This window comes from Halorubrum halodurans (assembly GCF_002252985.1).
Lineage (GTDB): Archaea > Halobacteriota > Halobacteria > Halobacteriales > Haloferacaceae > Halorubrum > Halorubrum halodurans.
On sequence record NZ_NHPJ01000060.1, the window covers coordinates 25,770 to 50,417 of the forward strand.

Sequence of the window (24,648 nt, forward strand, 5' to 3'; positions counted from 1 at the left end):
ATGGACGGGAACTTCCGGATCGTCATCGCCGGCGGCGGTCGCGTGGGGAACCGCGTCGCCCACATCCTCGACGACAGGGGCCACGACGTGACCGTCATCGAGCAGGACCCCAACAGGGCGGAGGCGCTCAGCGACGACTACGTTGCCACGGTCATCGAGGGCGACGCCACGCGACCGGGCGTCCTCGAACAGGCGGACTTGGAGCGGGCCGACGTGGTCGCCGCGCTGACGAGCCTGACGGGGACGAACCTCGCGGTCTGCCTGCTCGTCCGGGAGCTGGCTCCGGACACGCAGACCGTCGCTCGGACCGAGCGCGAGCCGGGCGAGGAGTTCGACCGCTTCGTCGACGAGGTCATCTTCCCCGAGCGCGCCGGCGCGCGCGCCGCGGTCAACGCCATCGAGCCCGACGTGAGCGCGCTCGAGGACGTCACCGGGACGCTCGACATCCTCGAGGTCCACGTCGTCGAGGGTGCGCCCGTCGCCGGCCGGTCGCTCGACGAGGTGTCGCTGCCACGCGGGAGCCTCGTCGTCTCCGACGCCGCCGGCGACACCCTCGCCGGCCCGGAGACGGTGCTCCGCCCCGGCGAGTCGTACCTCGTCGCCGTCGAGCCGTCGGTCGTCGACGAGGTGTTGAACCTCTTCCGCGGCTGAGCCGCGCCCGACCGGCGGCGTCGTACCGGCTCACTGCCGCGTCGCCGCGCTCGTCTGCATCGCCTCGGTGTTGAACGCGCCGCCGACCCCCTCGTCCCCGCAGACGATCACGCCCGCCCGCGAGCCGGTCGCGTCCTCGAACTCCGCCATCGCCCGTTCGGCCGCGGCCTCGGCGTCGAGACCCTCCTCGAGCAGGTCGACCGCCCGGCGCGTGAGCGTCACCCGCGCGATGTCCTCGCCGGCTCCCGTCGCGCTCGCGCCGCCGGCGTCCGTACAGAAGAACCCCGACCCGACCTGCGGGACGTCGCCGACGCGGCCCGCCAGCGCGAACGAGCGTCCGCCGGTCGACGTCGCCGCCGCGAACGTCTCGCCGTCCGTCGCGACCGCGCCGACGGTGTCGTGATCGGGGGCGTCGCGCTCGGACCGGTCGGGGGTCCCCGCGCCGCCGGCCTGATCCGACCCCGACCCGAACCGCGACGCCAGCCAGTCGAGGTGTTCGCTCGGGGTCCCCTCCGGCGGGGCCTCGGCCTCGTAGCGTTCGCGCTTCTCGTCGGTCAGGAGGTCGACGCCGGTCTCGACGCCGAAGTCGGATGCGAGGTCGACCGCGTGCCCGCCGGAAACGAGGACGTGGGGCGTCTCCTCCATGACGACGCGGGCGGCCGAGACCGCGTGTTCGACGCCGGGCATCGAGCAGACCGCCCCGACGGCGCGGTCGGAGGTCATCGCGCCCGCGTCCGTGCGGACGACGCCGTCGGACTGGACCGCGCCGCCCACGCCCGCGTTGAACCGCGGGCTCGACTCGAGGACGCGGATCCCGGCTTCGACCGCGTCCAGCGGGGTCGACGCGGCCGCGCCCGTCTCGGCCGCCTCGTCGAGGACCGTCTGTCTGGATCCGGGGTCGTCCGGAGCGCCGCCCGCGCCGCCGTGGAGTATCACGCGCATGGTCGCCCCCTCCGCGGGCGACGGCATAAGGCTCCGGAAAGCGGCGGGGCGGGCAGCTCCGGGGCCGACCGACGCCCCGCTTTTGTACCCCGCCGTCGAACCGTCGGGCGTGACCGACCCGCCGCCGACCTCCGTGCTCCTCCCGACCGTCCGCTGGACCGACGCCTGCGCGGAGGTCGCCGCGATGCTTCGCGCGGACGACGAGCTCCTCGTGATCGCGGACGACGCCGACGACCCGGTCGCCGACCGGCGAGGGGAGACGGACGACGGGGTTCGGGTCGTCCTCGCCGGCGAGCCGGAGGGGTGTTCCGGCAAGGCGAACGCGATCGCCGCGGGGATGGAGACGGCCCGCCACGACCGGATCGTCTGGACCGACGACGACTTCCGGCACCCGCCGGGGTGGCTCGACGACCTCCACGCCGACTACGAGCGGCGGGGGCCGACGACGGAGCTCCCGGTCTTCGTCGGCCGCGACCCGCTCGGAGTCCTGCTCGAACCCGCCTACCTCGTCGGGGGAACCCTCGCGGTCGCCGCCGGCGGGATCGCGTGGGGCGGCGCGGTCGTCTTCGAGCGCGACGACCTCGACGAGGCAGCCCTCGTCGCCGACCTCCGGCGAACCGTCAGCGACGACGGGACCCTCTCGGAACACCTCGCGGTGACCCCGACGAGACGGACGCGGATCGTGCCCGCCGGCGGGTCGGTCCGCGCCTCGCTGGAGCGGTCGGTCCGCTTCCTGTGGATCGTGCGGTATCACGTGCCCCGCGCGAGCGCGGTCAACGTCGGCCTCGCGGCGGCGTTCGCGACGCTGTGTCTCGCGGCGCCGGTCCTCGGGATCGGGTTCGTGACCCTGATCTCCGCGACGACGTACGCCTGGGCGGGACTCCGCCGGCCGACGTTCCTGCTCGCGGGGCCGGCGGCGATCGCGATGCCGGCGCTTTTGGCGTACGCGTTCGCTCGGCGGACGTTCGCGTGGGGCGGCCGCCGATACCGGTGGGTACGGAAGGACGACGTTCGCGTGTGCGCCGAGTGAGATCGGGAGCGATCCCGGTCCGGATCCGATCGCGCGGAAAGCGGCAGGCACTTTACGGCGGTCTGAGAACGCTCCACCGACATGAGCTACGAGAAGATCGACGTCCCCGACGACGGGGAGCGTATCACGCTCGCCGACGAGGAGACTGGCGAACTCGACGTTCCCGAGAACCCGATCATCCCGATCCTCCACGGGGACGGCATCGGAACCGACGTCGGCCCGGCCGCCCAGCAGGTACTCGACGCGGCCGCCGAGGCGACCGGCCGCTCCATCGCGTGGATGCGCGTGTACGGCGGCGAGAGCGCCCGCGAGAAGTACGACGAGAACCTCCCGGACGACACCGTGAACGCGATCCGCGAGTTCCGCGTCGCGATCAAGGGCCCGATGACGACGCCGGTCGGCTCCGGCTTCCGCTCGCTGAACGTCGCGCTCCGGCAGACGCTCGACCTGTACGCGAACGTCCGCCCGACCTACCACCTCGACGGCGTCCCGTCGCCCGTGAAGAACCCCGAGGAGATGGACATGGTCACCTTCCGGGAGAACACCGAGGACGTCTACGCCGGCGTCGAGTGGGAGGCCGGCACCGACGAGGTCGAGCAGGTCCGTGACTTCCTCGAGGAGGACATGGACGTCGAGGACGTGCTCCACGACGGTCCCATCGGGATCGGCGTCAAGCCCATCTCCGAGTTCGCCTCCAAGCGGCTCATCCGCGAGGCGCTCGACTACGCGCTCGCGAACGACCGCGACTCCGTCACGCTCGTTCACAAGGGGAACATCATGAAGTTCACCGAGGCGCAGTTCCGCGACTGGGGCTACGAGCTCGTCGAGGAGGAGTACGGCGACGAGTTCATCACCGAGGACGAGCTGTGGGAGGAGTACGACGGCGAGCAGCCCGAGGACACCATCGTCGTCAAGGACCGCATCGCGGACAACATGCTCCAGCAGCTGCTCACCCGGACGGGCGACTACTCCGTCATCGCGACGATGAACCTCAACGGCGACTACATGTCCGACGCCGCCGGCGCGCAGATCGGCGGCCTCGGCATCGCGCCCGGCGTCAACTACGGCCACGGGCGCGCGCTCGCCGAGCCCGTCCACGGCTCCGCGCCCAAGTACGCCGGCGAGGACAAGGTCAACCCGACCGCGATGATCCTCTCCGGCCGCGAGATGCTCGACTACCTCGGCTGGTCGGAGGCCGCGGACCTCGTGCGCGACGCCGTCGAGGAGACGATCTCCTCCGGGAAGGTCACCTACGACCTCCACCGGCAGATCGAGGGCGGTGAGAAGCTCGCCACGAGCGAGTTCGCCGACGCCGTCGTCGAGAACATCGAGAAGCTCGCCTAGGCGAGCTTTTCGAGCGCCCGGCGGTCGGACGTCCGCCGGAACGCGAGTATCATCGGGGAGAACCGATCACCGTGTTTTAAATGCGGATGGCGCCTAACCGGAGTAATGAAAGTCCAGTTCGAGTGCTCGTGTTCCGAGGAGATCTCCGAGTTCACTCGAGGGCAGACGAGCCGGGGGGTTCACGTCGAATGCGGCAACTGCGGGGCGGTGTACGCGGTCACGATCACCGAGCTCGAGTGAGGCGCTCTCCGATCCCTCCGTGCGGCGACGCCTCCGCCGACCGGAACCGGAGCAGGACGGTGGTCCCGTCGTCGGTGGCGTCGAACGCCACGGTGCCGCCCTGAAGCTCGCACATCCACTTGACGAGCCACAGCCCGATGCTGCTGGCGTGTGAGAGCGGGGTCTCCTCCTCGGCCCGCAACACCGCCCGCTCGTCCTCGGGGATCCCCGGCCCGTTGTCGTGGACCTCCAGCCGGGTCGTCGTCCCGTTCGTCTCGACCCGCGCGCGGACTCGTCGGTCCGGCTCCTCGTTGTGGGCGAGCGCGTTCTCGAACACCTCCCGGACCGGGTAGCTCACCGACTCGTCCGCGCGTATCCAGGCCTGGTCCGGGAGGTCGAGCGAGAACTCCGCGTCCGTCCGCTCGTCGTCCAGCTCCGCGACCGTCTCGTGGACGACCGCCGTGAGGTCGACCCGATCCTCGACGGGGCCGGGCGCGGCGTCCTCGATGACCCGGAGCTTCTCGCTTATCTCGACCATGTCCTCCGTCGTCTCCCGGATCGTCGCCAGACACTCGCGGCTGCGCTCGTCGTCCAGGCGGCGCTCGAGCAGGTCGGCGTACCCCTGGACGACGTTGAGGTCGTTCCGGACGTTGTGTCTGAACACCCGACTCACCACCTGGAGCTGCTGGTTCGAGGTCTCGAGTTCCCTGCGGGCGGTGACGGCTCGGCGTGAGTGGTGGCGCACCGCGCCGTAGACGAAGAGCCCGGAGCCACCGACGAGCGCCAACCCGCCCGCGATCCGGGCGGGCGCGAACGGGGCGGGGGACCCGGCGAGCGCCCCGACCGCGACGTCGACCGCGACCACGCACGCCGCGCCGAAGAGGAGGTACAGGCCCGCGACGGCGCGCGGCGACCGATCGAACAGTCGTTCCGGATCCGGTCTCATCTATATAGTGGTTAACCCCGCGGTAGATAGTGCGTAACTAACGGCTCGATCCGACGTGTATTAAGTGTTCTCCGCGGTGGAACGAGCCCGCGGATCGCCGGACCGAACGCCCGTCTTCCGGATCAGGGCTCCGGCGGATCGGCGACGCGAACGGCTACCACTCCGCACAGTCGGCACAGACGAGGTCGGCGTCGTCGCGCCAGCGTCGTTCGACCGTCGCGCCGCAGCGATCGCAGTCGGCCCCCTCCGCCGACCACGTCGACGTCGACTCGGCGGGGGCGACGTCGTTCGAACCCTCGTCCTCGACCGCCGGATCGCCCTCGGCGACCGCGTCGTCCCCGTCCGTCGAGTCGCTTCCGTCCGTCGAGTCGCCCCCGCCGGCTCCGGCGGCCGCGAATTCGTCGAGCGATCGGTCTCCGGACATTCACGCCTCCCGCCGCAGCCTGGCGACGACGAACTCGCGTTCCAGTTCGCCGAGGAACTCGCCGAGCCGGGGACCCTGCGGCTGGTCGAAGAAGAGCCGGTAGCCCGCCTCGAAGAAGTCGGCGACCTCGACGCCGTGGTCGCGGGCGGTCTCGTACATCTCGGCCTGGATCGCCTCCCCGTCGTGACCCGCGGCGACGAAGTCGGCGAGCGCGTCGAGCGCCGCGGCCGCGTCGTCGTCGAGGTCGACCGCCGGGAGCTCGGTCTGGAGCCGGTAGTTGTACTCGTTGTCGGTGCGCTCGGCCCACGTCCGCGCGCGCTCGACGCGGGCGAGCGCCTCCCGAACCGCCCACTCCGGGGTGTCGTCGTCGACGTGGCCCTCGTCGCGCGCGAGCTGCTCGCGCAGGTCCTCGTCCTCGACCATGCCGAGGACGGCGGCGAAGGTGTACGGGAACCGGACCCGATCGGCGGGGTCGGCGTCCGCGGGCCGGTCGGAGAGCGCCCGCCCGTCCCCGGACCGGCCGTCGGGCGACTCGCCGCCCCACCCCATCACGAACGGGTACGCGCGCTCGGCGAACCGGGTCAGCTCCTCGTCGTCGACCTCGCCGAAGTACGCCCGCTCGAAGCGGTCGAAGCGGTCCACGAGGAGGTCGATCCGCTCGAGGTCGAGATCGCGCGCCTTCTTCGGGTGGAGCGCGAAGAAGTAGCGGACCACCTCCGGCTCCAGTACCTCGAGCAGCTCGGGCACCGTGACGACGTTGCCCGCCGACGAGGAGAGCGCCTCCCCGCCGAGCGTGAACCACTCGTACACCATCGGCACCGGCGGCTCGATGCCGAAGACGGTCCGCGCGAGGTCGACGCCGGAGGGCCACGACCCCTCGGCGTGGTCCTTGCCGAACGGCTCGAAGTCGACGTCGAGCACGTCCCACTGGGCGGGCCACTCCAGCCGCCACGGCAGCTTCCCCTCCCGGAACGTGGCGGTGCCCTCGTGGCCGCAGCCCTCGATGACGTCGTCGCCGACCTCCAAATCCGTACAGACGTACTCGACCGTCTCCGCCTCGAGGTCGACTGCCGTCACCGTCTCCGTGACCTTCCCGCACGCCGCACAGACCGGGTTGAACGGGACGTACTCGTCGTCGACCTTGTCCTGGTACGCCCCGAGCGTCCCGCGGAGCGTCTCGAGGTCCGACAGCGCCGTCCGGACCGCGTCGTCGAAGCGCCCGTCGGCGTACAGCGCCGTGTTCGAGACCATCTCGACGGGGACGCCGAGCCGGTCGGCGTCGGCGGAGAGCAGCGCCGCGAAGTGGGCCGCGTACGACTCGCGCTCGCCGAACGGGTCGGGAATCGCGGTGTACGGCTTCCCGAGGTTGCGGCCGAGCGCGCCCGCGTCGACGTCGCCGAGGCCGACGATCTCCCCGTCGGCGTTCGCCAGCTTCCGCGGGAGCTTCCGGAGCGGGTCCTTGTCGTCGGAGGTGAACAGCTGGCGGACCTCGTGGCCGCGCTCGCGGAGCACCTCGGCGACGAAGTAGCCGCGCATGACCTCGTTGACGTTGCCGACGTGCGCGACGCCGGAGGGCGAGACGCCGCCCTTGATCACGATCGGCTCGTCGGGGTCGCGCGCCTCGATCTCGTCGGCGACGACGTCCGCCCAGAAGGCGTGGAACTCGCCGTCGTCCCCCGAGAGCCCGCCCCCGGAGTCCGCCTGCTCCGAGAGGATGTGCGGGGAGTCGGCGCTCGCCGAGTCGTCGTCCGCCGAACTTTCGCTCGCCGAGTCGTCGTCCGCCGGGTCGCCGGTCATCGATCCCCCGCCCAGGCCGCCGGCTCGGTGCTGCCCTCGGGGACCACGCTCGTCCCGGTGTGTTCGCCCCGGAGGACCGCGTCGACGACCGCGTCCGGGTCGGTGCCGTCGAGGACGACGGAGCGGATCCCGGCGCGGTCGATCAGCTTCGCCGCGAGCAGGTCGACGGGGGCGGAGGAGCCGGCGTTCCGGCTCATCGGGAGCACCACGTCGACCAGCTCGGCCGGCGACAGCGACTCGAACCGGGTCGCGTCGTCGTGGCGATTCGGGTCGACGTCGTACACCCCGTCGGCGCTCGTCGCGAACACGAGCAGGTCGGCGTCGACCGACTCCGCGAGCGCGACCGCGACCGCGTCGGTCGTCTGGCCGGGCGTTATCCCGCCCATCACGGGCACCTCGCCCCGACGGAACGCGGTCGCCGCCTCGTCGTACCCCGTCACCGGGGCGGGCGCGGCCGCGTCGCCGAGCGCCGCTATCAGCAGGCGAGCGTTGAGCCGCGTGGTGCCGATCCCGAGCTCGTCGAGCTCGACCTCGTTGCCGCCGAGCTCGCGGGCGGTCGTGATGTACTCGCGAGCGACGCCGCCGCCGCCGACGACCGCGGCGACCGACCACTCCTCCGCCGTCAGCCGCTCGATCGCGTCGGCGTAGGCGGCGACACGTTCGGGATCGAGCTCCGGCGCGAGCACGCTCCCGCCGATGGACACGACGACTCTCATTGCGCCGAGGTAGCCGTGTCGCCGGCTTAAGGATTGTCAAGCGGGGGCGGCGACGGCGCCTCCAGCGGGGCGTTTCTCATGGAAAACAGTTTAGGACCGTCCGGGAGTCACTCCGCCATGAAGGTCCACGTCGGGTCGGCGGCGACGGCCGAGGAGGCCGAGGCGATCGCCCGGTCGCTCGCGGCGCACCTCGGCGTCGGCGTCGAGGTTCACGTCGGGGACGACGGGGAGCCCGTCGCGAGCGCGGACCCTCCCGAGACGGCCTATCCCCTCGAGGACGATCTGGGCCCCACCGACCGCGAGCGCGACCTCCGGGCGGAGATCGCGGACATTCGGGAGGGCGGCCCCGCGAAGTACCGCGAGCGACTGGAGGAGCAGGGGAAGCTGTTCGTCCGCGACCGGCTCGACCTCTGGTTCGGCGGCGAGGGCGGGACGCGCGGCGCGGGCGACGCGTCCGCCGGCGGCCCGGCCGGAGTGCGCTTCGAGGACGGGACGTTCGCCGCCTTCGACGACTGGCACCCGGACGCGCCGGGACGGGACGGCGGGAGCGACGGCGGCGACGAGGGCACCGGCGACGACGCGGACGGCGAGAGCGATGGCGCGGAGGCGTCCGACGACGGCGACCGCCTCCCGGCCGACGGCCTCCTGACGGGCGGTGCCGAGTTCGAGGGGCGCGACGTCCACTTCATGGCCAACGACTTCACGGTGAAGGCGGGGTCGATGGCGGCGAAGGGCGTCGAGAAGTTCCTCCGGATGCAACGACGCGCGCTGAAGACGGGCAACCCGGTTCTCTACCTGATGGACTCCTCGGGCGGGCGGATCGACCGGCAGTCCGGCTTCTTCGCCAACCGCGAGGGGATCGGGAAGTACTACTACAACCACTCGATGCTGTCGGGGGCGGTCCCGCAGATCTGCGTGCTCTACGGCCCCTGTATCGCCGGGGCGGCGTACACGCCCGTCTTCGCCGACTTCACCGTGATGGTCGAGGACGTCTCCGCGATGGCGATCGCCTCCCCCCGAATGGTCGAGATGGTCACCGGCGAGGAGATCGATCTACGGGAACTGGGCGGTCCGCGGATCCACGCCGAGGAGTCCGGCTCCGCGGACCTCGTCGCCCGCGACGAGGAACACGCCCGCGAGCTCGTCGCCGACCTGATCGGCTACCTCCCGGACCGGGCCGGCGAGAAACCCCCGCGATCCGATCCGAAGCCGCCGAAGTTCTCGCCCGAGGGGATAGACGAGCTGATCCCCGAGTCGCCGACCCGCCCGTACGACGTTCGCGACCTCCTCGACCGGATCGCGGACGCGGAGTCCGTCTTCGAGCTGAAGTCGGGGTACGGATCCGAGATGCTCACCGCGTTCTGCCGGATCGACGGCCGGCCCGTCGGCGTCGTCGCCAACCAGCCGACGGAGCGCTCGGGCGCGATCTTCCCCGACGCCGCCGAGAAGTCCGCGGAGTTCGTCTGGACGTGTGACGCCTACGAGATCCCCCTCTTATACCTCTGTGACACCCCCGGCTTCATGGCGGGGAGTCAGGTGGAGAGGGACGGGATCTTGGAGAAGGGAAAGAAGCTGATCTACGCCACGTCGTCCGCGACGGTCCCGAAACAGACGGTCGTGGTTCGAAAGGCGTACGGCGCGGGGATCTACGCGATGGGCGGGCCCGCCTACGACCCCGAGAGCACCATCGGGCTCCCCTCCGGCGAGATCGCGATCATGGGGCCGGAGGCCGCGATCAACGCGGTGTACGCCAGAAAGCTCGCCGAGATCGACGACCCCGAGGAGCGGGCCGCGGAGGAGGCGCGGCTCCGCGAGGAGTACCGCGAGGAGATAGACGTCCATCGAATGGCGAGCGAGGTCGTCATCGACGAGATCGTCCCACCCTCCGACCTCCGCGCCCAACTCGCCGCCCGCTTCGACTTCTACGAGGACGTGGAGAAGGACCTCCCCGAGAAGAAACACGGGACGGTGCTGTAAGGCGAATACGGTTTTGGAGTCGGAGCCGTATGATCCCGTCGTGATGCTGGACGTGAGTACGTGGAGAAGCGACGTTCGAAGGGAGTACCAGCGAACGTTCGTCGCCGAGACGCTTCGGGAGATCGACGCCATGATCGACGTGTTCCCCCGGTCGGTTCGAGCCGAGGCGAGGTTCGAGGAACACAGCGTGGACGTGGAGTCGGTCTACGGGAGCCTCCACACCGAGATCGAATCCCCCGAAGATCTCGAAGCGGCGGTCTTCGAAGAGAGGCGGGACTCGTGGGAGGCCTCCCGCGAGTTCGTCGAGTCGTTACGCCTGCTCTCGGGTACTGTGGCCGTTCTCGCGCCGGTCGACGACGACGGCGACCTTCCCGAGGACGGGGACGAGCCGGTCATCGAAACGATGTGGACGGTACAGTTGGTCGATCGGCGGTTCGAGACCCTCCAGTCGTTGGTCACCGGATCGATATCGGGCAAGGCAAAGAGCAAGATAAAGAGCGTGTTCGGCTGGATCAGGAACACCCTCTCGTCGATATCGTCGCGGCTGTGGAGCCTGGTCTCCTCCCACACCAGTCTTCGGGAGTGGAGCGTCACCGGCGGGGCCGGCGTCTCGATGTTCGGCCTCCAGGGCACCGCCGACGTGTCGTTGACGTTCGGTCCCTGATCGGCTCCGGAGCGGTCCGATCCCCGGAACCCTGTGGATGGTGATCTTATATGCGGCGCACGCGACCGTGAGCGAACGATGATCGAGACCGGCGTCAAAGCCCCCGACTTCGCCGCGCCGGCGGTCGCCGACGGGCGGGCGACCGAACTCGCGCTGTACCGGCTCGTGGAGGCGCATCGCGCGGTCGTCCTCGCGTTCGCGCCGGCGACGTTCGTCCCGACGACCACGGCGGCGTTCGCGGCGGTCCGGGACGCCGGATGGCACGACCGGGAGGACCTGGCCGTGGTCGCGCTGACCGGCGACTCGCTGTACGCCGGGTTCGCGTACGTCGACCGCTTCGACCTCCCGTTCCCGGTCGTCTCGGACTTCCACGGCGGGATCGCCGACTCCTATGACCTGCTGGCCGACTCGTGGGAGGGGCACGCCGACGTCCCGCGCCGCGCGACCGTCGTGATCGACGGCGACTGGCGGGTGCGGTTCGCCGAGGCGACGACCGACGCGCTCGACCGCCCCGCGCCCGCGCCGGTCGAGAACGCGACCGCGACGCTCCGCGAGTCGGGCGTTGACGTCGACCACCCGCGCGTGAACTACGACGGACCGTGGTGAGACCGCCGCGTCGTCTCACCGACCTCGGAGCGGAGTCGAACTGTCGTTATTTGTGTCTCGAGGGAGACACGGGGACCATGCCCTCCGTCCTCTCCGACCTCGTGTTCGACGAGCCGTCCGGTCGACCCGACGCGCTCGTCCAGTTCGCGGGAGCGATCGCGTTCCTGGGACTGTACGGCTACTCCAGGATCGTCGGCGACATCGACTCGAGCGACTGGCTGCTCGTCATGGCTCTCGGGGCCACGCTAGCCGGCGTCGCTGAGTCCCTTCCGCACGACCGGCGTCTCGCGGCCGGCACGCTTCGACTGGCGGCTGTCTCCGTGCTGTCGTGTCTGATCGTCGCCATCGTCCTCGATCCGGGGGTCGTCGTCGGCTGACGCGGGCGGGTTTGGCTCCGTTGAACTCCCTCCTTCGGATACGATTTGGACCGAAACGGTCGATCGATCAAGAGTGGGTATACGACGGGTGTTTCGTGAGTGATCGGGCTGAGTAGAAAGATATCGTTGCTGGCGCGGTGAACACTGCCAAAGCCCCAGTCGCGAGGAGGCCGTACGCTCGCTGCGCTCCTCACTCGGTCGCTCGGTTTACTCGCTTCCTCGTTGCGGTGCTTGCGTCACCTACGGCCTCCTCGCGACTGCCCCTTTGAATCCCACCCTAGGCCGCACAGCACCATACCTCACACCTCCCTAGCCTCGCTGCTCACTTCGTTCGCAGCATCTCTCGCGGGCTCCTCGTGCCCCTTCGGGACACTCGGAGGCGCGCCACCGCTCCGGCGATCGCTCACTCCTTCCCTGTATTGACCACGACCGGAGTCTGACCTGTCCTCTACGGCGGATTTCAGCAGAGCCGCGAGTTTCAAGTCGCTACTGCCGACCGAAAGCGGTCGATGGCGTCGAACCTCTGGGTGCTTTCGACCACTTGGTTCACAGAAAGCACCGGCCGAGACTCCCGTGAACGGAGTGAACGGGAGTCAGGCCGGTGGATCTTCGAGCGCAGCGAGAAGATGCACCGGCCGAGATTTGAACTCGGGTTGCAACCATGGCAAGGTTGCGTGATACCACTACACTACCGGTGCGTGCTTCGCGGTCGTAGCTCCGCCGGTGAGACACTTAAACCTGTCACATTCCCGGCTCCGTGAGATCGATCGTCACCGACTCCGTCGACAGGTCGTAGAGGTTCATCTCGCGTCCCTTCGTCGAGTACCGCACCCCGACGGGCGCGATGAGGTCGACGCGCTGGAGCCGGCGCAGGTGGTAGGTGACCGCCTGAAGCGAGACGTCGAGTTCGTCGGCGATCTCGGAGGGTGTCGACGGCGACTCGCGGACGACGGCGATCACCTCGCGGGCAGTCGTCGACGCGAGGACTTCGAGAAGCCCGTCGGACTCCCCGATCGAGACCGTGCGACGGTCCCGGTCGGCATCGGACTCCGTCGCCGACGGGGAGAGCTGTTCGAGCGTCATCGTCGCGGATCCGTGGCGGACGATCGGCGGACTCGGGCGGCTCCATCGACGGCGGAGACGTCGGCGGCGGGGGCGGAACCTCGGTCGGGGAGGAACCACTCGATCGAATGACCGTTCTCTCTCGATGAAACGAGCATCGGCTCTCTGAAGCGACGGGATGCGGCCGGATAGGTATTGTGTCGTCACAATCGTCACGGTCGACACGACCAGCACAACACTCAATACCCGCAGGTCGTACCCACGGACATGGCCGACCTGGACGCGCCGAGGCGGATCCACGTGGTCCCGCTCGGATACGAGAAGGACCGCATCGTCGACCCGGTCGTCGACGCCGACGCCGACGAGGCGCTCCTGTTGGAGCCGAACCCCGCCGACGAGGGCGTCGACCGCCCGGCCTACCACGAGGAGGTCAGAGAGCGGATCCGGGACGCCGGGACCCGGACGGAGACGATCGAGTGCGACATCTTCGATCTGTACAGCTCGCTGGGGACGATCGCGGAGGTGGCCAATCGCTTCCGCGATCACAGCGTCTACGTCAACCTCGCGTCCGGCTCGAAGGTGACCGCGATCGGGGGGATGATCGCGTGTATGGCGACCGGAGCAGTCCCGTACTACGTGCGCGCGGAGACGTACGCGGGCGGCGAGGAGCGGCCGGTCGCCTCGGGCGCGAGGCCGCCCGAGACGCTCCCGAAGTACCACATCGAGGAGCCGAAGCGCGAGCACGTCGCGGTCCTCGACCACGTCGACCGCGAGGGGTCCGTCACGAAGCGGGAGCTCATCGAGCACGGCCGTCGCGAGGGGCTTCCGTTCGTGGAGCGGTACGACGCGGAGGGCGTCCAGAACCCCGATCGAGGGTACTACCGGCGGCTCAACGCGCGCATCGTCGACCCTCTCGAAAGCCGCGGCTTCATCGAGATCGAGGAACACTCCAAGTACCAGTACGTCTCGCTCACGGAGAGCGGCGAGAACCACCTCCAGGCGTTCGGATACCTCCTCGAGGAGTGATCGCGGACCGGAACTCGACCTCCCGCGGTCCGCGCCCCCGTCAGCCCTATGTCACTCTCGCACCGAGGGGATCCCATGGGGGTTCGTGGCACGCTCTCGGGGGCCCTCGACCGCCTCGAGCCGCCGCCGCGGCTCGTCGACTGGTCGCTTCTCGCCGTCGTGCTCGCGGAGGCGGGGACCGGGCTGGTCTCGTTCACGATCGGGACGCCCGCCGGCCGGCCGGTGTTCTGGCTCCATCGCGCGCTCGGGCTCGCGATCGTCGTCCTGCTCGGCTGGAAGCTCGCCCGCGTCCGCCATCGCCTGACCGACCGGACGCTGTGGCGGCGATCGACCGCGCTCTCGGTGCTGGCGCTCGTCGCCGCGGTCGGGACGGTCTCGACGGGGATCGTCTGGGTGTTCGGGCTCGACGTCCGGCTCTCCTACTGGACGCTGTTATCCGTCCACGTCGGCTTCGGGCTGGCGCTCGTGCCCCTCGTCGCCGCCCACGCCGCGACGCGGTTCCGGCCGCCGAGGCGGGTCGACTTCGAGGGGCGGCGGACCGCGATCCGGTACGGAATACTGTTGATCGCGGGCGCGGTCGTCTATCGGCTCCAACAGGGCGCGAACCGGCTGCTCTCGACGCCCGGCGCGGACCGGCGGTTCACCGGGTCACAGCCGCGAGAGGGGGAGGGGAACGGCGCGTTCCCGGTCACGTCCTGGGTCGCCGACGACCCCGACCCGATCGACCGGGCCGACTACCGGCTCTCGGTGACCGGGCTCGTCGCGGATCCGCGGGAGTTCGCCGCTGACGACCTCGAGCGCGTCGGCGGCGACGAGACGTCGGCCCTGCTCGACTGTACGAGCGGCTGGTACACGGTCCAGGAGTGGGGCGGCGTACGCGTCGGCGACCTGCTCGCGGCGGCCGGCGGGGTGGCGGGGGACGATCCGGCGTACGTCCGGTTCGTCTCCGTCACGGGGTACCGGTGGACCCTCCCGATCGCGGAGGCCGAGGACGCCCTGCTCGCGACCCGCGTCGGCGGCGACCGGCTCTCGCACGGCCACGGCGCGCCCGCACGGCTCGTCGCGCCGGGTCGTCGGGGGTTCCAGTGGGTGAAGTGGGTGACTCGCGTCGAGGTGCGCGCGGAGCGCGACCCCGCACAGTGGGTCGTCACGCTGGTGAGCGGGTTCGACTGAGCCCGGTCGATGGCCGGGCAACCCCGAAACCCCCGGCAGGACGCGTGTGAACGCCCCACAGCCCGGAACGCGGACCGCTATCCTTTTAGTCCGTCGTCCGGAATCACGGGTACAGTCTCGCCACGATGCGCACCGAGGACGGACTCACGATATGTGTTCCGTCCTCGGTCGTCCGGGAAGCCGAGGACGACCGCGAGGCGACTCGCAAACTCGGCTACGTCGCCCGCGCGGCGGCGGTGTTCCGGGCGGACCGGCTCGTCGTCTTCCCCGACGGGGAGGGCGAACGACGCCGGGGCGGGGAGTACGTCCGTGCCGTGCTGGGGTACGCCGCGACGCCCCCGGAGCTCCGAAAGGACCTCTGGGGCGAACGCGACGAGCTCCGGTACGTCGGCGTGCTGCCGCCGCTGCGCGTGCCGTGGCGGACCGGCTCGGCCCCGAACGGGGACGAGTCGACAACACAGGGACTCGTGACCGAGGTCGGACCTGAAGGCCGCGTCCGGGTCAATTCCCCGCTGCGGGAACACCCGATCTCCCTGCTCGTGCCCTCCGGAATGGAGGTCGAGCGGGGGGAGCGCGTCACCATCAGGGTCTCTTCGAGAGAACCGGTCCGCGCCCGCATCACCGGGAAGCCGGAGGTCGGCTTCCAGGTCGTGGGTGCGGACCTGTCGGAAGCGCTCGCCGGCGACGGACTCGCCGTCGCCACGTCGCGACACGGGGAGGAACTCTCCGTGTCGCGGCTCGGCGACCTCGTCGCCGACGCGCGGGAGGCCGACGGCTACACCGTCGCCTTCGGCGCGCCGGAACGGGGGCTTCCGGAGATGCTCGGGCTCTCGCCCGAGGACGTTCGGGCGGCCGTCGCCGACGGCCGCCGAGTCGAACCCGATCCGGGGTTCGACCTCTGGCTGAACACGATCCCGGCACAGGGCAGCGGGGTAGTCCGAACGGAGGAGGCTCTGTTCGCGACCCTCGGCTCGCTCACACTCACGGAGTAAACACATGCCACAACCAAGCCGACCACGAAAAGGCTCGCTGGGCTACGGCCCACGCACCCGCGCGGACAGCGAGGTACCGCGTATCCGCTCGTGGCCAGACGACGACGGGGCGCCCGCACTACAGGGCTTCGCCGGCTACAAGGCCGGAATGACCCACGTCATGATGGTCAACGACGAGGCGGACTCGCCGCGGGAGGGGATGGAGGAGTCCGTCCCCGTCACGGTGGTGGAGACGCCGCCGATGCACGCCGTCGCCGTGCGAGCCTACGAGGAGACGCCGTACGGACAGAAGCCGGTTGCCGAGGTCTGGGCGACCGAGTTCCACGAGGAGCTCGACCGCGCGCTCGACCTGCCGGCGGAGGACACCTTCGAGGAGGACCGAACGGAGCTCGAGGAGCTGCTCGAGGCGGGCGTGGTCGATGACCTCCGCGTCATCACCCACACGACTCCCGCCGAGCTCGCGAACGTGCCGAAGAAGAAGCCCGACGTGATGGAGACGCGCGTCGGCGGCGGCTCCCTCGAGGAGCGCGCCGACTTCGCGCTCGATCTCGTCGCGGACGGCGGTGCCCACGAGTTCGGCGACGTCTTCCGCGCCGGACAGTACACCGACGTCTCCGGCGTCACGAAGGGGAAGGGGACGCAGGGTCCCGTCAAGCGCTGGGGCGTCCAGAAGCGGAAGGGCAAACACGCCCGCCAGGGATGGCGGCGTCGGATCGGCAACCTCGGTCCGTGGAACCCCTCCCGCGTGCGCTCCACCGTCCCCCAGCAGGGCCAGACCGGCTACCACCAGCGCACCGAGCTCAACAAGCGCCTCATCGACTTCGGCGAGGGCGACGACGCCTCCGTCGACGGCGGCTTCGTCAACTACGGCGAGGTCGACGGCGAGTACGCGCTCATCAAGGGCTCGCTGCCGGGGCCGGACAAGCGCCTGCTGCGCTTCCGCCCGGCCATCCGGCCGAACGACCAGCCGCGCCTCGACCCCGAGGTCCGGTACGTATCCACCGCATCCAACCAGGGATAATCCATGAACACGACAGTACACGACCTGGACGGCGGGGACGCGGGCAGCGTCGAGCTGCCGGCGATCTTCGAGACCGCGTTCCGACCGGACCTCATCGGTCGGGCGGTCAGCGCCGCACAGGCTAACCGGAAACAGGCCTACGGGGCCGACGAGTTCGCCGGACTGCGAACCCCCGCGGAGTCGTTCGGCTCCGGGCGCGGGCTCGCGCACGTCCCGCGTTCCGAGAACGTCGCCCGCCGCGTCCCGCACGCGGTGTCGGGTCGCGCCGCGCACCCGCCGAAGGCCGAGAAGGACCAGACGAAGAAACTGAACGACAAGGAGCGCCAGCTCGCCGTTCGATCGGCGATCGCTGCCACCGCCGACGCCGAGCTCGTCGCCGAGCGCGGCCACGCGTTCGACGAGGATCTCGAGCTCCCGCTCGTCGTGAGCGACGAGTTCGAGGACCTCGAGAAGACCCAGGAGGCCCTGGGCGTGCTCGAGGCGGTCGGCGTCGACGCCGACGTCGACCGGGCCGACGAGGGTCGTTCGGTGCGGTCCGGCCGCGGGAAGACCCGCGGTCGCAAGTACAGCCAGCCGAAGTCCGTCCTGGTCGTCACGAGCGAGGAGACGTCGCGGGCCGCCCGCAACCTCGCCGGCGTCGACGTCGCGACCGCCGGCGAGGTCAACGCGGAGGACCTCGCGCCCGGCGCGCATCCGGGTCGGCTCACGCTGTGGACCGAGTCGGCGATCGAGGAGGTGGCCGACCGATGAGCTCGATCATTGAACACCCGATCGTGACCGAGCAGGCGATGAACGAGATGGACTTCAAGAACAAACTGCTGTTCCTCGTCGACATCGACGCGACGAAGCCGGAGATCCGCGACGAGGTCGCGGAGCGCTACGACGTCACCGTCGTCGACGTGAACACGCAGGTGACGCCGAAGGGCAAAAAGAAGGCGACGGTCTCGCTCTCGGCGGACGACGACGCGACCGACGTCGCCTCCCGGATCGGGGTGTTCTGACGATGGGACGACGAATCCAAGGACAGCGGCGAGGACGTGGCGGCCCGACGTTCCGGGCCCCCTCCCACCGCTACAAGGCGGAACTGTCGCACAAGACGCTCGAGGACACCGACCTGATCACCGGCGAGATCGTCGGGATCGAACACGACCCGGCGCGGTCCGCGCCGCTCGCGGAGGTCGAGTTCGACGACGACGACCGGCGGCTCGTGCTCGCGCCGGAGGGCGTGCGCGTGGGCGAGACGATACAGGTCGGCGTCTCGGCGGAGATCAAGCCCGGAAACACGCTCCCGCTGGCGGAGATCCCCGAGGGGGTTCCCGTCTGTAACGTCGAGAGCAACCGGGGCGACGGCGGGAAGTTCGCCCGCGCCTCGGGCGTCTCGGCGACGCTTCTCACCCACGACCGCGACGTCGCGGTCGTCCAGCTTCCGAGCGGGGAAGTGAAGCGGCTCGACCCGCAGTGTCGCGCCACGATCGGCGTGGTCGCGGGCGGCGGGCGGACGGAGAAACCCTTCGTCAAGGCCGGCAACAAACACCACAAGATGAAAGCGCGCGGGACCAAATACCCGCGCGTGCGCGGCGTCGCGATGAACGCCGTCGACCACCCCTTCGGCGGGGGCGGTCGCCAACACCCCGGCCAGCCGAAGTCCGTCTCGCGGGACGCCCCGCCGGGACGGAAGGTCGGTGACATCGCATCCAAACGGACCGGACGAGGTAGCAACAAATGAGTTCCGAATACCGCATCGGCCGCGAGGGCGAGGAGTTCGCCTACCGCGGTCACTCGCTCGACGAGCTGCAGGAGATGGACGTAGAGGAGGTCGCGGAACTGCTCCCCGCACGACAGCGGCGAAGCATCACTCGAGGGCTGAGCGTCGAGAAGGAGAAGCTTCTCGAGACGGCTCGAAGCCGCGACAAGGAGACGACCGCCGACGACCCGATCCGGACGCATCTGCGCGACATGCCGATCCTGCCGGAGTTCGTCGGCATCACCTTCGCCGTGTACAACGGTCACAGCTTCGAACGCGTCCAGGTCGAACCCGAGATGATCGGCCACTACCTGGGCGAGTTCCACCAGACGCGAAGCACCGTCGAACACGGTCAGGCCGGCATCGGCGCGACCCGGTCCTCGAAGTTCGTGCCCCTCAAGTAACCCATGGGAATCAACTACAGCGTCGAGGCCGATCCGGAGACCACCGCCAAGGGGATGCTCCGCGACCGGCCCATCAGCGTGAAGGACAGCAAGGAGATCTCCAGGGAGATCAAAGGCGAGACGGTCGCCGACGCCGAGGCGTACCTCCGAGAGGTCATCGACGAGGAGACCTCGGTGCCGATGCGCCAGCACAACGCCGGCGCGGGCCACCGCTCCGACATCGACGGCTGGGACGCGGGGCGCTACCCCGAGAAGGCCGCCAAGGACTTCCTCAAGCTCCTGGAGAACGTCAAGCACAACGCCGACGAGCAGGGCTTCGACGGCGACGAGATGGTGATCAAACACGTCGCTCCCCACAAGGTGGGCGAGCGGCCGGGGCGGAACCCGCGTGCGGCGGGCGCGACGCAGTGGAACACCACGCTCGCGGACGTCGAGCTGATCATCGAGGAGCCGGAGGCTGAGAACTAATGGCTGACGAACACCAATTCATCGAGGACGGCCTTCGCCGTTCACAGATCAACGAGTTCTTCGCGGACGAGCTCGGCCGAGCCGGCTACGGCGGCATGGACGTCGCCAAGACGCCGATGGGCACGCAGATCGTCCTGAAGGCGGAGAAGCCCGGCATGGTGATCGGGAAGGGCGGGAAGAACATCCGCAAGATCACCACCGAGCTCGAGGACCGCTTCGACATGGACGACCCGCAGATCGACGTTCAGGAGGTCGACGAGCCCGACCTGAACGCCCAGATCGTCGCCGACCGGCTCGCGAACGCCTTGGAGCGTGGCTGGTACTTCCGGAAGGCGGGCCACACCACGATCGACCGGATCATGGACGCCGGCGCGCTCGGCGCGGAGATCGTCCTCTCCGGGAAGGTCACCGGGGCGCGCTCGCGCGTCGAGAAGTTCAACCGCGGCTACATCAAGCACAACGGCGAGCCCGCGGAGGAGGTCGTCGACCACGGCAAGGGCGTCGCGGTGATGAAGCTCGGCACCATCGGGGTCAACGTCAAGATCATCCCGCCGGGCGCGGAGCTGCCCGACGACTTCGGCGTCCGCGAGGACGCCGAGGTGCCCGAGGTCGACCAGGCCGACGCGGCCGGCGACGAGGGCGTCGAGTCGCTCCTCGAGGAGGAGCCGGAGGAGGTTCCGGACGTCGGTGACGACGACGAGGACGTGGCGGTCCCGGACGAGGACCCGGCCGACGTCATCGACGAGGAGATCGTCGAGGAGGTCGTCGAGGAGACGGGCGAGACCGCGACGGAGGCGACGGACGCCCCCGCGGAGGAGCCGGTCGAGACCGGCGACGTCGACGAGGAGCTCGACGAGCTCGACGAGGAGATCGAATCGGAGGCGGCCGACCTGGTCGCCGAGATGGAGGCGGCCGACGAGGAAGCCGAGGAGGACGAATAAATGGCGATCCTCTACACCGACGAGATCCGCGACATGACCGCTGCGGAGCGGGAGGTCGAGCTCGAGGAGCTCGAGACCGAACTGCTCAACACGAAGGCACAGCAGGCGGCCGGCGGGATGCCCGAGAGCCCCGGCCGCGTGAACGAGCTGAAGAAGACGATCGCCCGGATCAAGACGATCCAGGCGGAAGAAGGCGACTTCGACGACGAGTAACGATGATCTCCCCCGAAACGCTCGTACGGCACGAACTCGTCGGCCTCCCGGTTCGGGTGGCCGACGCCGACAGCGACGCCCACGTCGGGATCGCGGGTCGAGTGCTGTTCGAGACGGAACGCACCCTCGTGGTGCGGACCGGGTCGGGGGACAAGCGAGTGCCCAAGTCGGGCACGACGTTGGAGTTCGCGGTCGTCGAGCAGGCGACCGCACGCACAGATGAAGCCGCCGACGACGGCCAATCGTCGGGGTCCGCGTCCCAACTCGGGTCGGATACTGCGGGGGTCCGCCCCCGTCAGTCCGGCCCGTCCGCGGTCGGCGCACGGAGCGTCGACGCGGCGAGCCGGCGAGGCGAGTGCAAAGACGCGGTCTACGTAACGGTGGATGGCACGCGGTTGCGGGATCGGCCCGCCGAACGCACCGAACGAGGTGTCTCACAATGGCGATAGGAATCGACGTACCCATGCCTCCGGAGCCAGACGACCCGGAGGATTACGACTACGAGAAGTGCCCGTTCTACGGGCAGCTTCCCGTCCGCGGCCAGCTCCGAGAGGGGACGGTCGTGTCGACGGATATGGAAAAGACCGTCATCGTCGAGCGAGAGTACGACGTGTTCGTACCGAAATACGACCGGTACATGAAGCGTCGCTCGCGCATCCCGGCACACGTGCCGGGCGTGCTCGACTCGCTCGAGGAAGGTGACGAAGTGACCATCGCGGAGACGCGACCGCTCTCGAAGACGAAATCACACGTCGTCGTCGAGAACCTGTCGGGTGATGCGTGATGGAGGCGCTCAAAGCCGACGTCACGCAGGGGCTCTCGAAGGGCTCTCTCATCACGTGTGCCGACAACACCGGCGCGCGTGAGCTGAAGGTGATCTCCGTGTCGGGCTACTCCGGCACGAAGAACCGCCACCCGAAGGCGGGTATCGGCGACAAGGTGACCGTCTCGGTCACGAAGGGGACGCCGGAGATGCGGCGGCAGGTGCTGGAGGCGGTCGTCGTCCGCCAGCGCAAGCCGATCCGCCGTCCCGACGGCACGCGCGTGAAGTTCGAGGACAACGCGGCCGTGATCATCGACGACCTCGACGAGCCGCGGGGCACGGAGATCAAAGGCCCCGTCGCCCGCGAGGTCGCCGAGCGCTACGGAAGCATCGCGTCCACCGCGACGATGATCGTGTAACCATGACGAAACAGCCACGCAAACAACGAAAACAGTCGGAGACCGCGCCGCTTCACGAGCGGCAACGGAAGGTCCGATCCCCGCTCACGCCCGAGCTCCGCGAGGAGTACGGCCGGCGGAACGTCCGCGTCAACGCGGGCGACACCGTCGAGGTGCTCCGCGGCGACGCCGCGGGGACCGAAGCGGAGGTCCTCTCGGTGGATCTCACCGCCGAGCGGATCACCGTCGAGGACGTCACCGTCGAGCGCGCGGACGGGGAAGAGGCTCCCCGTCCGATCCCGGCGAGCAACGTCCGCGTGACGGAGCTGGACCTCTCGGACGACCGCCGCGAGGCGCGGCTCCAGGAGGACAACGAATGACGCGACATCAGAAACGACTGGCGGTACCGAACTCCTGGCCGGTCGAGCGGAAGACCCAGACGTTCACCGTGAAGGCCGGCGCAGGCCCCCACGGCGAGGCTGGCGTTCCGCTCGTCGTCCTGCTGCGGGACGTGCTCGGCTACGTCGACTCGACGAAGGAGGCGCGCTACGCGCTGAACAACGACTCGGTCCTCGTCAACGGGGACGCGGTCTCGGACGAGCAGCGCCCGATCGGGATGTTCGACATCCTGGCGTTCCCCGTCCGCGGGGAGTACTTCCGCGTGTTCCCCGACGAGGGGGGTCGACTCGCGCTGACGCCCGTCGACGAGGAGTCCGCGGGCAGCCGGCTCGGGAAGGTGGCGAACAAGGCGGTCGTCCCCGGCGGGGACGTCCAGCTGACGCTCCACGACGGGACGAACGTCCGCGTGGACGCCGGCACCGAGTACGACACCAAGGACTCGATCGTCATCGACAACGAGTCGAAGGAGGTCGTCGCCCACTTCGAGTACGAGGAGGGTGCCCTGGTCACCGCGATCGCCGGCCAGCACGCCGGTCAGATCGGCGAGATCGAGACGATCGACGTCACGCTCGGGTCCGGCTCGAACACGGTCGTCGTCGGCGACGGCGAGGACCGCTACGAGACGGTCGAGGAGTACGTCGTCGTCATCGACGAGAACTTCACCGACGACGAGGACGCCGCGGACGTGTCCGACTCGGACGACGCCGACGAGGCGGGTGAGACGGATGAGTGACGCCGAGAGCGCGTCCCACGAGATGCGCGAGCCGTACCTGGAGAAGGTCGTCGTCCACATGGGCGTCGGTCAGGGCGGCGAGCCGCTCGCGGACGCGGAGAACATCATCGAGGAGGTCACGGGCCAGCAGTCGGTCCGGACGACCGCGAAACGCACCGTCGGCGAGTTCGGCATCCGCAAGGGCGACCCGATCGGCGTCAAGGTGACGCTGCGCGGCGAGGACGCCCACGCGTTCCTCGAGACCGCGCTCGACCTGGTCGACGTCTCGTCGAGCCAGTTCGACGACACGGGGAACCTGAGCTTCGGGGTCGAGGACCACACCGACTTCCCGAGCCAGGAGTACGACCCGAACATCGGCATCTACGGGCTCGACGTGACGACGACCATCGTCCGACCGGGCTACCGCGTCGCCAAGCGCGACAAGGTGACCCGCTCGATCCCGTCGAACCACCGGATGACCGCCGAGGACGCCATCGCGTTCCTCGAAACGCACTTCGACGTTGAGGTAACGGAATGAGCGAAGCGAACAACGAGACGGGCGAGCACGCGGCGAAACGCACCGGCCAGCAACACGAGTGCCGGCGGTGCGGCCGCGAGCAGGGGTTAGTCGGGAAGTACGACATCAACCTCTGCCGACAGTGCTTCCGCGAGGTCGCTCGAGACATGGGATTCGAGAAGTACAGCTGATCATGACAGGAAACGATCCATTCGCCAACGCACTGGCCGGCATGGACAACGCCGAGAGCGTTGGCCACCTGTCGTACACGGTAGAGCCCGCTTCGAACATCATCGGCTCCGTCCTCGAGGTCCTCTACGACCGCGGGTACGTCGACGGCTTCGAGTACGTCGACGACGGGAAGGCCGGGACGTTCGAGGTCGAACTGAAAGGCGCGATCAACGAATGTGGCGCCGTCAAGCCCCGCTACTCCGCGGGTGCGGACGACTTCGAGAAGTGGGAGAAGCGATACCTCCCCGCCCGTGACTACGGGACGCTCATCGTCACGACGAGCCACGGCGTCATGAGCCACTACGAGGCCCGCGAGGAGGGCATCGGCGGCCAAGTGATCGCATACGTCTACTAACAATGAACAGAGTCGAAATCGAGATTCCGGACGACGTCTCCGCCGAGACCGATCACCTCGAACTCACCGTCGAGGGTCCCAACGGGAGCGTCACGCGACGCCTCTGGTACCCCGACATCGACGTGTCGGTCGAGGACGGTGCTGTCGTTATCGCCTCGGAGAACGAGGACGCGAAGACGAACGCCACGGTCGGCACCTTCGAGAGCCACGTCTCCAACATGGTCCACGGCGTGACCGAGGGCTGGGAGTACACGATGGAGGTGTACTACGCCCACTTCCCGATGCAGGTCAGCGTGGAGAGCGAGGAGGTCGTCATCGAGAACTTCCTCGGCGAGAAGGCGCAGCGACGCACCCCGATCCGCGGGGACACTGACGTACAGGTAGACGGCGAGACGGTCACGCTCTCGGGCTCCGACAAGGAGGCCGTCGGGCAGACCGCCGCCGACATCGAACAGCTGACCAAGGTGACCGACAAGGACACGCGCGTCTTCCAGGACGGCGTGTACATCGTCGAGAAGCCGACCGGAGGTGCCTGA

34 protein-coding genes and 1 tRNA gene are annotated in these 24,648 nt (G+C 69.5%); 28 read left to right on the forward strand and 7 right to left on the reverse strand.

Going from position 1 to position 24,648, the window contains the following annotated elements:
* The gene (locus DJ70_RS05810; protein ID WP_094530994.1) at positions 1 to 651 is read left to right on the forward strand and encodes a potassium channel family protein; all 651 of its coding nucleotides are present in this window, start codon (positions 1 to 3) and stop codon (positions 649 to 651) included.
* A gap of 30 nt (positions 652 to 681) precedes the next feature.
* On the opposite strand, the gene DJ70_RS05815 is transcribed toward DJ70_RS05810, so the two are convergent.
* Positions 682 to 1,593 (reverse strand): isoaspartyl peptidase/L-asparaginase, encoded by a 912-nt coding sequence (locus tag DJ70_RS05815; RefSeq protein ID WP_094530998.1) that lies wholly within the window; start codon positions 1,591 to 1,593, stop codon positions 682 to 684.
* A 109-nt stretch (positions 1,594 to 1,702) separates the two neighbouring features.
* Here DJ70_RS05815 and DJ70_RS05820 point away from each other — a divergent pair, with 109 nt between their 5' ends.
* The 3 genes from DJ70_RS05820 (at position 1,703) to DJ70_RS17925 (ending at position 4,207) form a co-directional block, all read left to right on the forward strand.
* Positions 1,703 to 2,623 (forward strand): glycosyltransferase, encoded by a 921-nt coding sequence (locus DJ70_RS05820; RefSeq protein ID WP_245810721.1) that lies wholly within the window; start codon positions 1,703 to 1,705, stop codon positions 2,621 to 2,623.
* 81 nt (positions 2,624 to 2,704) lie between these two features.
* Positions 2,705 to 3,967 carry an isocitrate dehydrogenase (NADP(+)) gene (icd, locus tag DJ70_RS05825; protein WP_094531006.1) on the forward strand — a complete coding sequence of 421 codons (1,263 nt, stop codon included), beginning with the start codon at positions 2,705 to 2,707 and terminating at the stop codon, positions 3,965 to 3,967.
* Between the two features lie 105 nt (positions 3,968 to 4,072).
* The gene (locus DJ70_RS17925; protein ID WP_255417605.1) at positions 4,073 to 4,207 is read left to right on the forward strand and encodes a hypothetical protein; all 135 of its coding nucleotides are present in this window, start codon (positions 4,073 to 4,075) and stop codon (positions 4,205 to 4,207) included.
* On the opposite strand, the gene DJ70_RS05830 is transcribed toward DJ70_RS17925, so the two are convergent.
* The 4 genes from DJ70_RS05830 to pyrH all read right to left on the reverse strand — a co-directional run bounded on the left by DJ70_RS05830 (position 4,191) and on the right by pyrH (position 8,069).
* Positions 4,191 to 5,132, reverse strand: a complete 942-nt coding sequence (locus DJ70_RS05830; RefSeq protein WP_094531009.1) for a sensor histidine kinase — start codon at positions 5,130 to 5,132, stop codon at positions 4,191 to 4,193. The two genes, DJ70_RS17925 and DJ70_RS05830, sit on opposite strands and share 17 nt — an antisense overlap.
* Before the next feature lie 154 nt (positions 5,133 to 5,286).
* Entirely contained in the window at positions 5,287 to 5,556 is a 270-nt protein-coding gene (locus tag DJ70_RS05835; RefSeq protein WP_094531012.1) for a DUF7573 domain-containing protein, read from the reverse strand.
* Complete coding sequence (gene lysS, locus DJ70_RS05840) at positions 5,557 to 7,353, reverse strand: lysine--tRNA ligase (RefSeq protein WP_094531015.1); 1,797 nt, start codon at positions 7,351 to 7,353, stop codon at positions 5,557 to 5,559.
* The gene (gene pyrH / locus DJ70_RS05845; RefSeq protein WP_094531018.1) at positions 7,350 to 8,069 is read right to left on the reverse strand and encodes a UMP kinase; all 720 of its coding nucleotides are present in this window, start codon (positions 8,067 to 8,069) and stop codon (positions 7,350 to 7,352) included. The genes lysS and pyrH overlap by 4 nt, the downstream gene beginning before the upstream one ends.
* A gap of 117 nt (positions 8,070 to 8,186) precedes the next feature.
* On the opposite strand from pyrH, the gene DJ70_RS05850 reads away from it, so the two are divergent.
* From DJ70_RS05850 to DJ70_RS05865, 4 genes are all read left to right on the forward strand, one after another.
* On the forward strand, positions 8,187 to 10,046 hold the full coding sequence (locus tag DJ70_RS05850; protein ID WP_094531022.1) for an acyl-CoA carboxylase subunit beta: 1,860 nt from the start codon (positions 8,187 to 8,189) through the stop codon (positions 10,044 to 10,046).
* Between the two features lie 43 nt (positions 10,047 to 10,089).
* Positions 10,090 to 10,710 carry a hypothetical protein gene (locus tag DJ70_RS05855; RefSeq protein WP_094531025.1) on the forward strand — a complete coding sequence of 207 codons (621 nt, stop codon included), beginning with the start codon at positions 10,090 to 10,092 and terminating at the stop codon, positions 10,708 to 10,710.
* A gap of 78 nt (positions 10,711 to 10,788) precedes the next feature.
* Positions 10,789 to 11,316, forward strand: a complete 528-nt coding sequence (locus DJ70_RS05860) for a redoxin domain-containing protein (protein WP_094531027.1) — start codon at positions 10,789 to 10,791, stop codon at positions 11,314 to 11,316.
* A 77-nt stretch (positions 11,317 to 11,393) separates the two neighbouring features.
* Positions 11,394 to 11,693, forward strand: a complete 300-nt coding sequence (locus tag DJ70_RS05865; RefSeq protein WP_094531029.1) for a hypothetical protein — start codon at positions 11,394 to 11,396, stop codon at positions 11,691 to 11,693.
* A 627-nt stretch (positions 11,694 to 12,320) separates the two neighbouring features.
* On the opposite strand, the gene DJ70_RS05870 is transcribed toward DJ70_RS05865, so the two are convergent.
* Positions 12,321 to 12,391: transfer RNA gene (locus tag DJ70_RS05870), tRNA-Gly, on the reverse strand.
* Positions 12,392 to 12,434: 43 nt separating this feature from the next.
* On the reverse strand, positions 12,435 to 12,776 hold the full coding sequence (locus DJ70_RS05875; RefSeq protein WP_094531031.1) for an ArsR/SmtB family transcription factor: 342 nt from the start codon (positions 12,774 to 12,776) through the stop codon (positions 12,435 to 12,437).
* Positions 12,777 to 13,022: 246 nt separating this feature from the next.
* On the opposite strand from DJ70_RS05875, the gene DJ70_RS05880 reads away from it, so the two are divergent.
* From DJ70_RS05880 to DJ70_RS05975, 20 genes are all read left to right on the forward strand, one after another.
* On the forward strand, positions 13,023 to 13,781 hold the full coding sequence (locus DJ70_RS05880; RefSeq protein WP_094531032.1) for an HFX_2341 family transcriptional regulator domain-containing protein: 759 nt from the start codon (positions 13,023 to 13,025) through the stop codon (positions 13,779 to 13,781).
* Positions 13,782 to 13,856: 75 nt separating this feature from the next.
* Entirely contained in the window at positions 13,857 to 14,954 is a 1,098-nt protein-coding gene (locus DJ70_RS05885) for a molybdopterin-dependent oxidoreductase (protein ID WP_094531034.1), read from the forward strand.
* Positions 14,955 to 15,079: 125 nt separating this feature from the next.
* The gene (locus DJ70_RS05890) at positions 15,080 to 15,946 is read left to right on the forward strand and encodes a putative RNA uridine N3 methyltransferase (RefSeq protein ID WP_094531036.1); all 867 of its coding nucleotides are present in this window, start codon (positions 15,080 to 15,082) and stop codon (positions 15,944 to 15,946) included.
* Between the two features lie 4 nt (positions 15,947 to 15,950).
* Positions 15,951 to 16,967 carry a 50S ribosomal protein L3 gene (locus tag DJ70_RS05895; protein WP_094531038.1) on the forward strand — a complete coding sequence of 339 codons (1,017 nt, stop codon included), beginning with the start codon at positions 15,951 to 15,953 and terminating at the stop codon, positions 16,965 to 16,967.
* Between the two features lie 3 nt (positions 16,968 to 16,970).
* Positions 16,971 to 17,717: a 50S ribosomal protein L4 gene (gene rpl4p, locus DJ70_RS05900; protein WP_094531040.1), complete on the forward strand. Its 747-nt coding sequence runs from the start codon at positions 16,971 to 16,973 to the stop codon at positions 17,715 to 17,717.
* The gene (locus tag DJ70_RS05905) at positions 17,714 to 17,968 is read left to right on the forward strand and encodes a 50S ribosomal protein L23 (RefSeq protein ID WP_094531042.1); all 255 of its coding nucleotides are present in this window, start codon (positions 17,714 to 17,716) and stop codon (positions 17,966 to 17,968) included. The genes rpl4p and DJ70_RS05905 overlap by 4 nt, the downstream gene beginning before the upstream one ends.
* A 2-nt stretch (positions 17,969 to 17,970) precedes the next feature.
* Positions 17,971 to 18,693, forward strand: a complete 723-nt coding sequence (locus DJ70_RS05910; RefSeq protein ID WP_094531044.1) for a 50S ribosomal protein L2 — start codon at positions 17,971 to 17,973, stop codon at positions 18,691 to 18,693.
* Positions 18,690 to 19,115 (forward strand): 30S ribosomal protein S19, encoded by a 426-nt coding sequence (locus tag DJ70_RS05915; protein ID WP_094531046.1) that lies wholly within the window; start codon positions 18,690 to 18,692, stop codon positions 19,113 to 19,115. The genes DJ70_RS05910 and DJ70_RS05915 overlap by 4 nt, the downstream gene beginning before the upstream one ends.
* 3 nt (positions 19,116 to 19,118) lie before the next feature.
* Positions 19,119 to 19,583, forward strand: coding sequence for a 50S ribosomal protein L22 (locus tag DJ70_RS05920; protein WP_094531048.1), 465 nt, complete (start codon positions 19,119 to 19,121; stop codon positions 19,581 to 19,583).
* Complete coding sequence (locus DJ70_RS05925; protein ID WP_094531050.1) at positions 19,583 to 20,524, forward strand: 30S ribosomal protein S3; 942 nt, start codon at positions 19,583 to 19,585, stop codon at positions 20,522 to 20,524. The genes DJ70_RS05920 and DJ70_RS05925 overlap by 1 nt, the downstream gene beginning before the upstream one ends.
* Complete coding sequence (gene rpmC / locus DJ70_RS05930; RefSeq protein WP_066413526.1) at positions 20,525 to 20,737, forward strand: 50S ribosomal protein L29; 213 nt, start codon at positions 20,525 to 20,527, stop codon at positions 20,735 to 20,737. It abuts the gene before it with no gap.
* Between the two features lie 2 nt (positions 20,738 to 20,739).
* Positions 20,740 to 21,186 (forward strand): ribonuclease P protein component 1, encoded by a 447-nt coding sequence (locus tag DJ70_RS05935; protein WP_094531052.1) that lies wholly within the window; start codon positions 20,740 to 20,742, stop codon positions 21,184 to 21,186.
* Positions 21,177 to 21,521 carry a 30S ribosomal protein S17 gene (locus tag DJ70_RS05940; RefSeq protein ID WP_094531054.1) on the forward strand — a complete coding sequence of 115 codons (345 nt, stop codon included), beginning with the start codon at positions 21,177 to 21,179 and terminating at the stop codon, positions 21,519 to 21,521. The genes DJ70_RS05935 and DJ70_RS05940 overlap by 10 nt, the downstream gene beginning before the upstream one ends.
* A complete protein-coding gene (locus tag DJ70_RS05945) occupies positions 21,521 to 21,919 on the forward strand; it encodes a 50S ribosomal protein L14 (RefSeq protein ID WP_094531056.1) in 399 nt (132 codons plus the stop codon). Before DJ70_RS05940 ends, DJ70_RS05945 begins: the two co-directional genes overlap by 1 nt.
* Positions 21,920 to 21,921: 2 nt before the next feature.
* Positions 21,922 to 22,278 (forward strand): 50S ribosomal protein L24, encoded by a 357-nt coding sequence (gene rplX, locus DJ70_RS05950; RefSeq protein WP_094531058.1) that lies wholly within the window; start codon positions 21,922 to 21,924, stop codon positions 22,276 to 22,278.
* Positions 22,275 to 23,030: a 30S ribosomal protein S4e gene (locus DJ70_RS05955; RefSeq protein ID WP_094531060.1), complete on the forward strand. Its 756-nt coding sequence runs from the start codon at positions 22,275 to 22,277 to the stop codon at positions 23,028 to 23,030. The genes rplX and DJ70_RS05955 overlap by 4 nt, the downstream gene beginning before the upstream one ends.
* Entirely contained in the window at positions 23,023 to 23,547 is a 525-nt protein-coding gene (locus DJ70_RS05960; RefSeq protein WP_094531062.1) for a 50S ribosomal protein L5, read from the forward strand. Before DJ70_RS05955 ends, DJ70_RS05960 begins: the two co-directional genes overlap by 8 nt.
* Positions 23,544 to 23,717: a 30S ribosomal protein S14 gene (locus tag DJ70_RS05965; RefSeq protein WP_066413547.1), complete on the forward strand. Its 174-nt coding sequence runs from the start codon at positions 23,544 to 23,546 to the stop codon at positions 23,715 to 23,717. Before DJ70_RS05960 ends, DJ70_RS05965 begins: the two co-directional genes overlap by 4 nt.
* A gap of 2 nt (positions 23,718 to 23,719) precedes the next feature.
* Entirely contained in the window at positions 23,720 to 24,112 is a 393-nt protein-coding gene (locus tag DJ70_RS05970; protein WP_094531064.1) for a 30S ribosomal protein S8, read from the forward strand.
* Positions 24,113 to 24,114: 2 nt separating this feature from the next.
* Positions 24,115 to 24,648, forward strand: a complete 534-nt coding sequence (locus tag DJ70_RS05975; RefSeq protein WP_094531066.1) for a 50S ribosomal protein L6 — start codon at positions 24,115 to 24,117, stop codon at positions 24,646 to 24,648.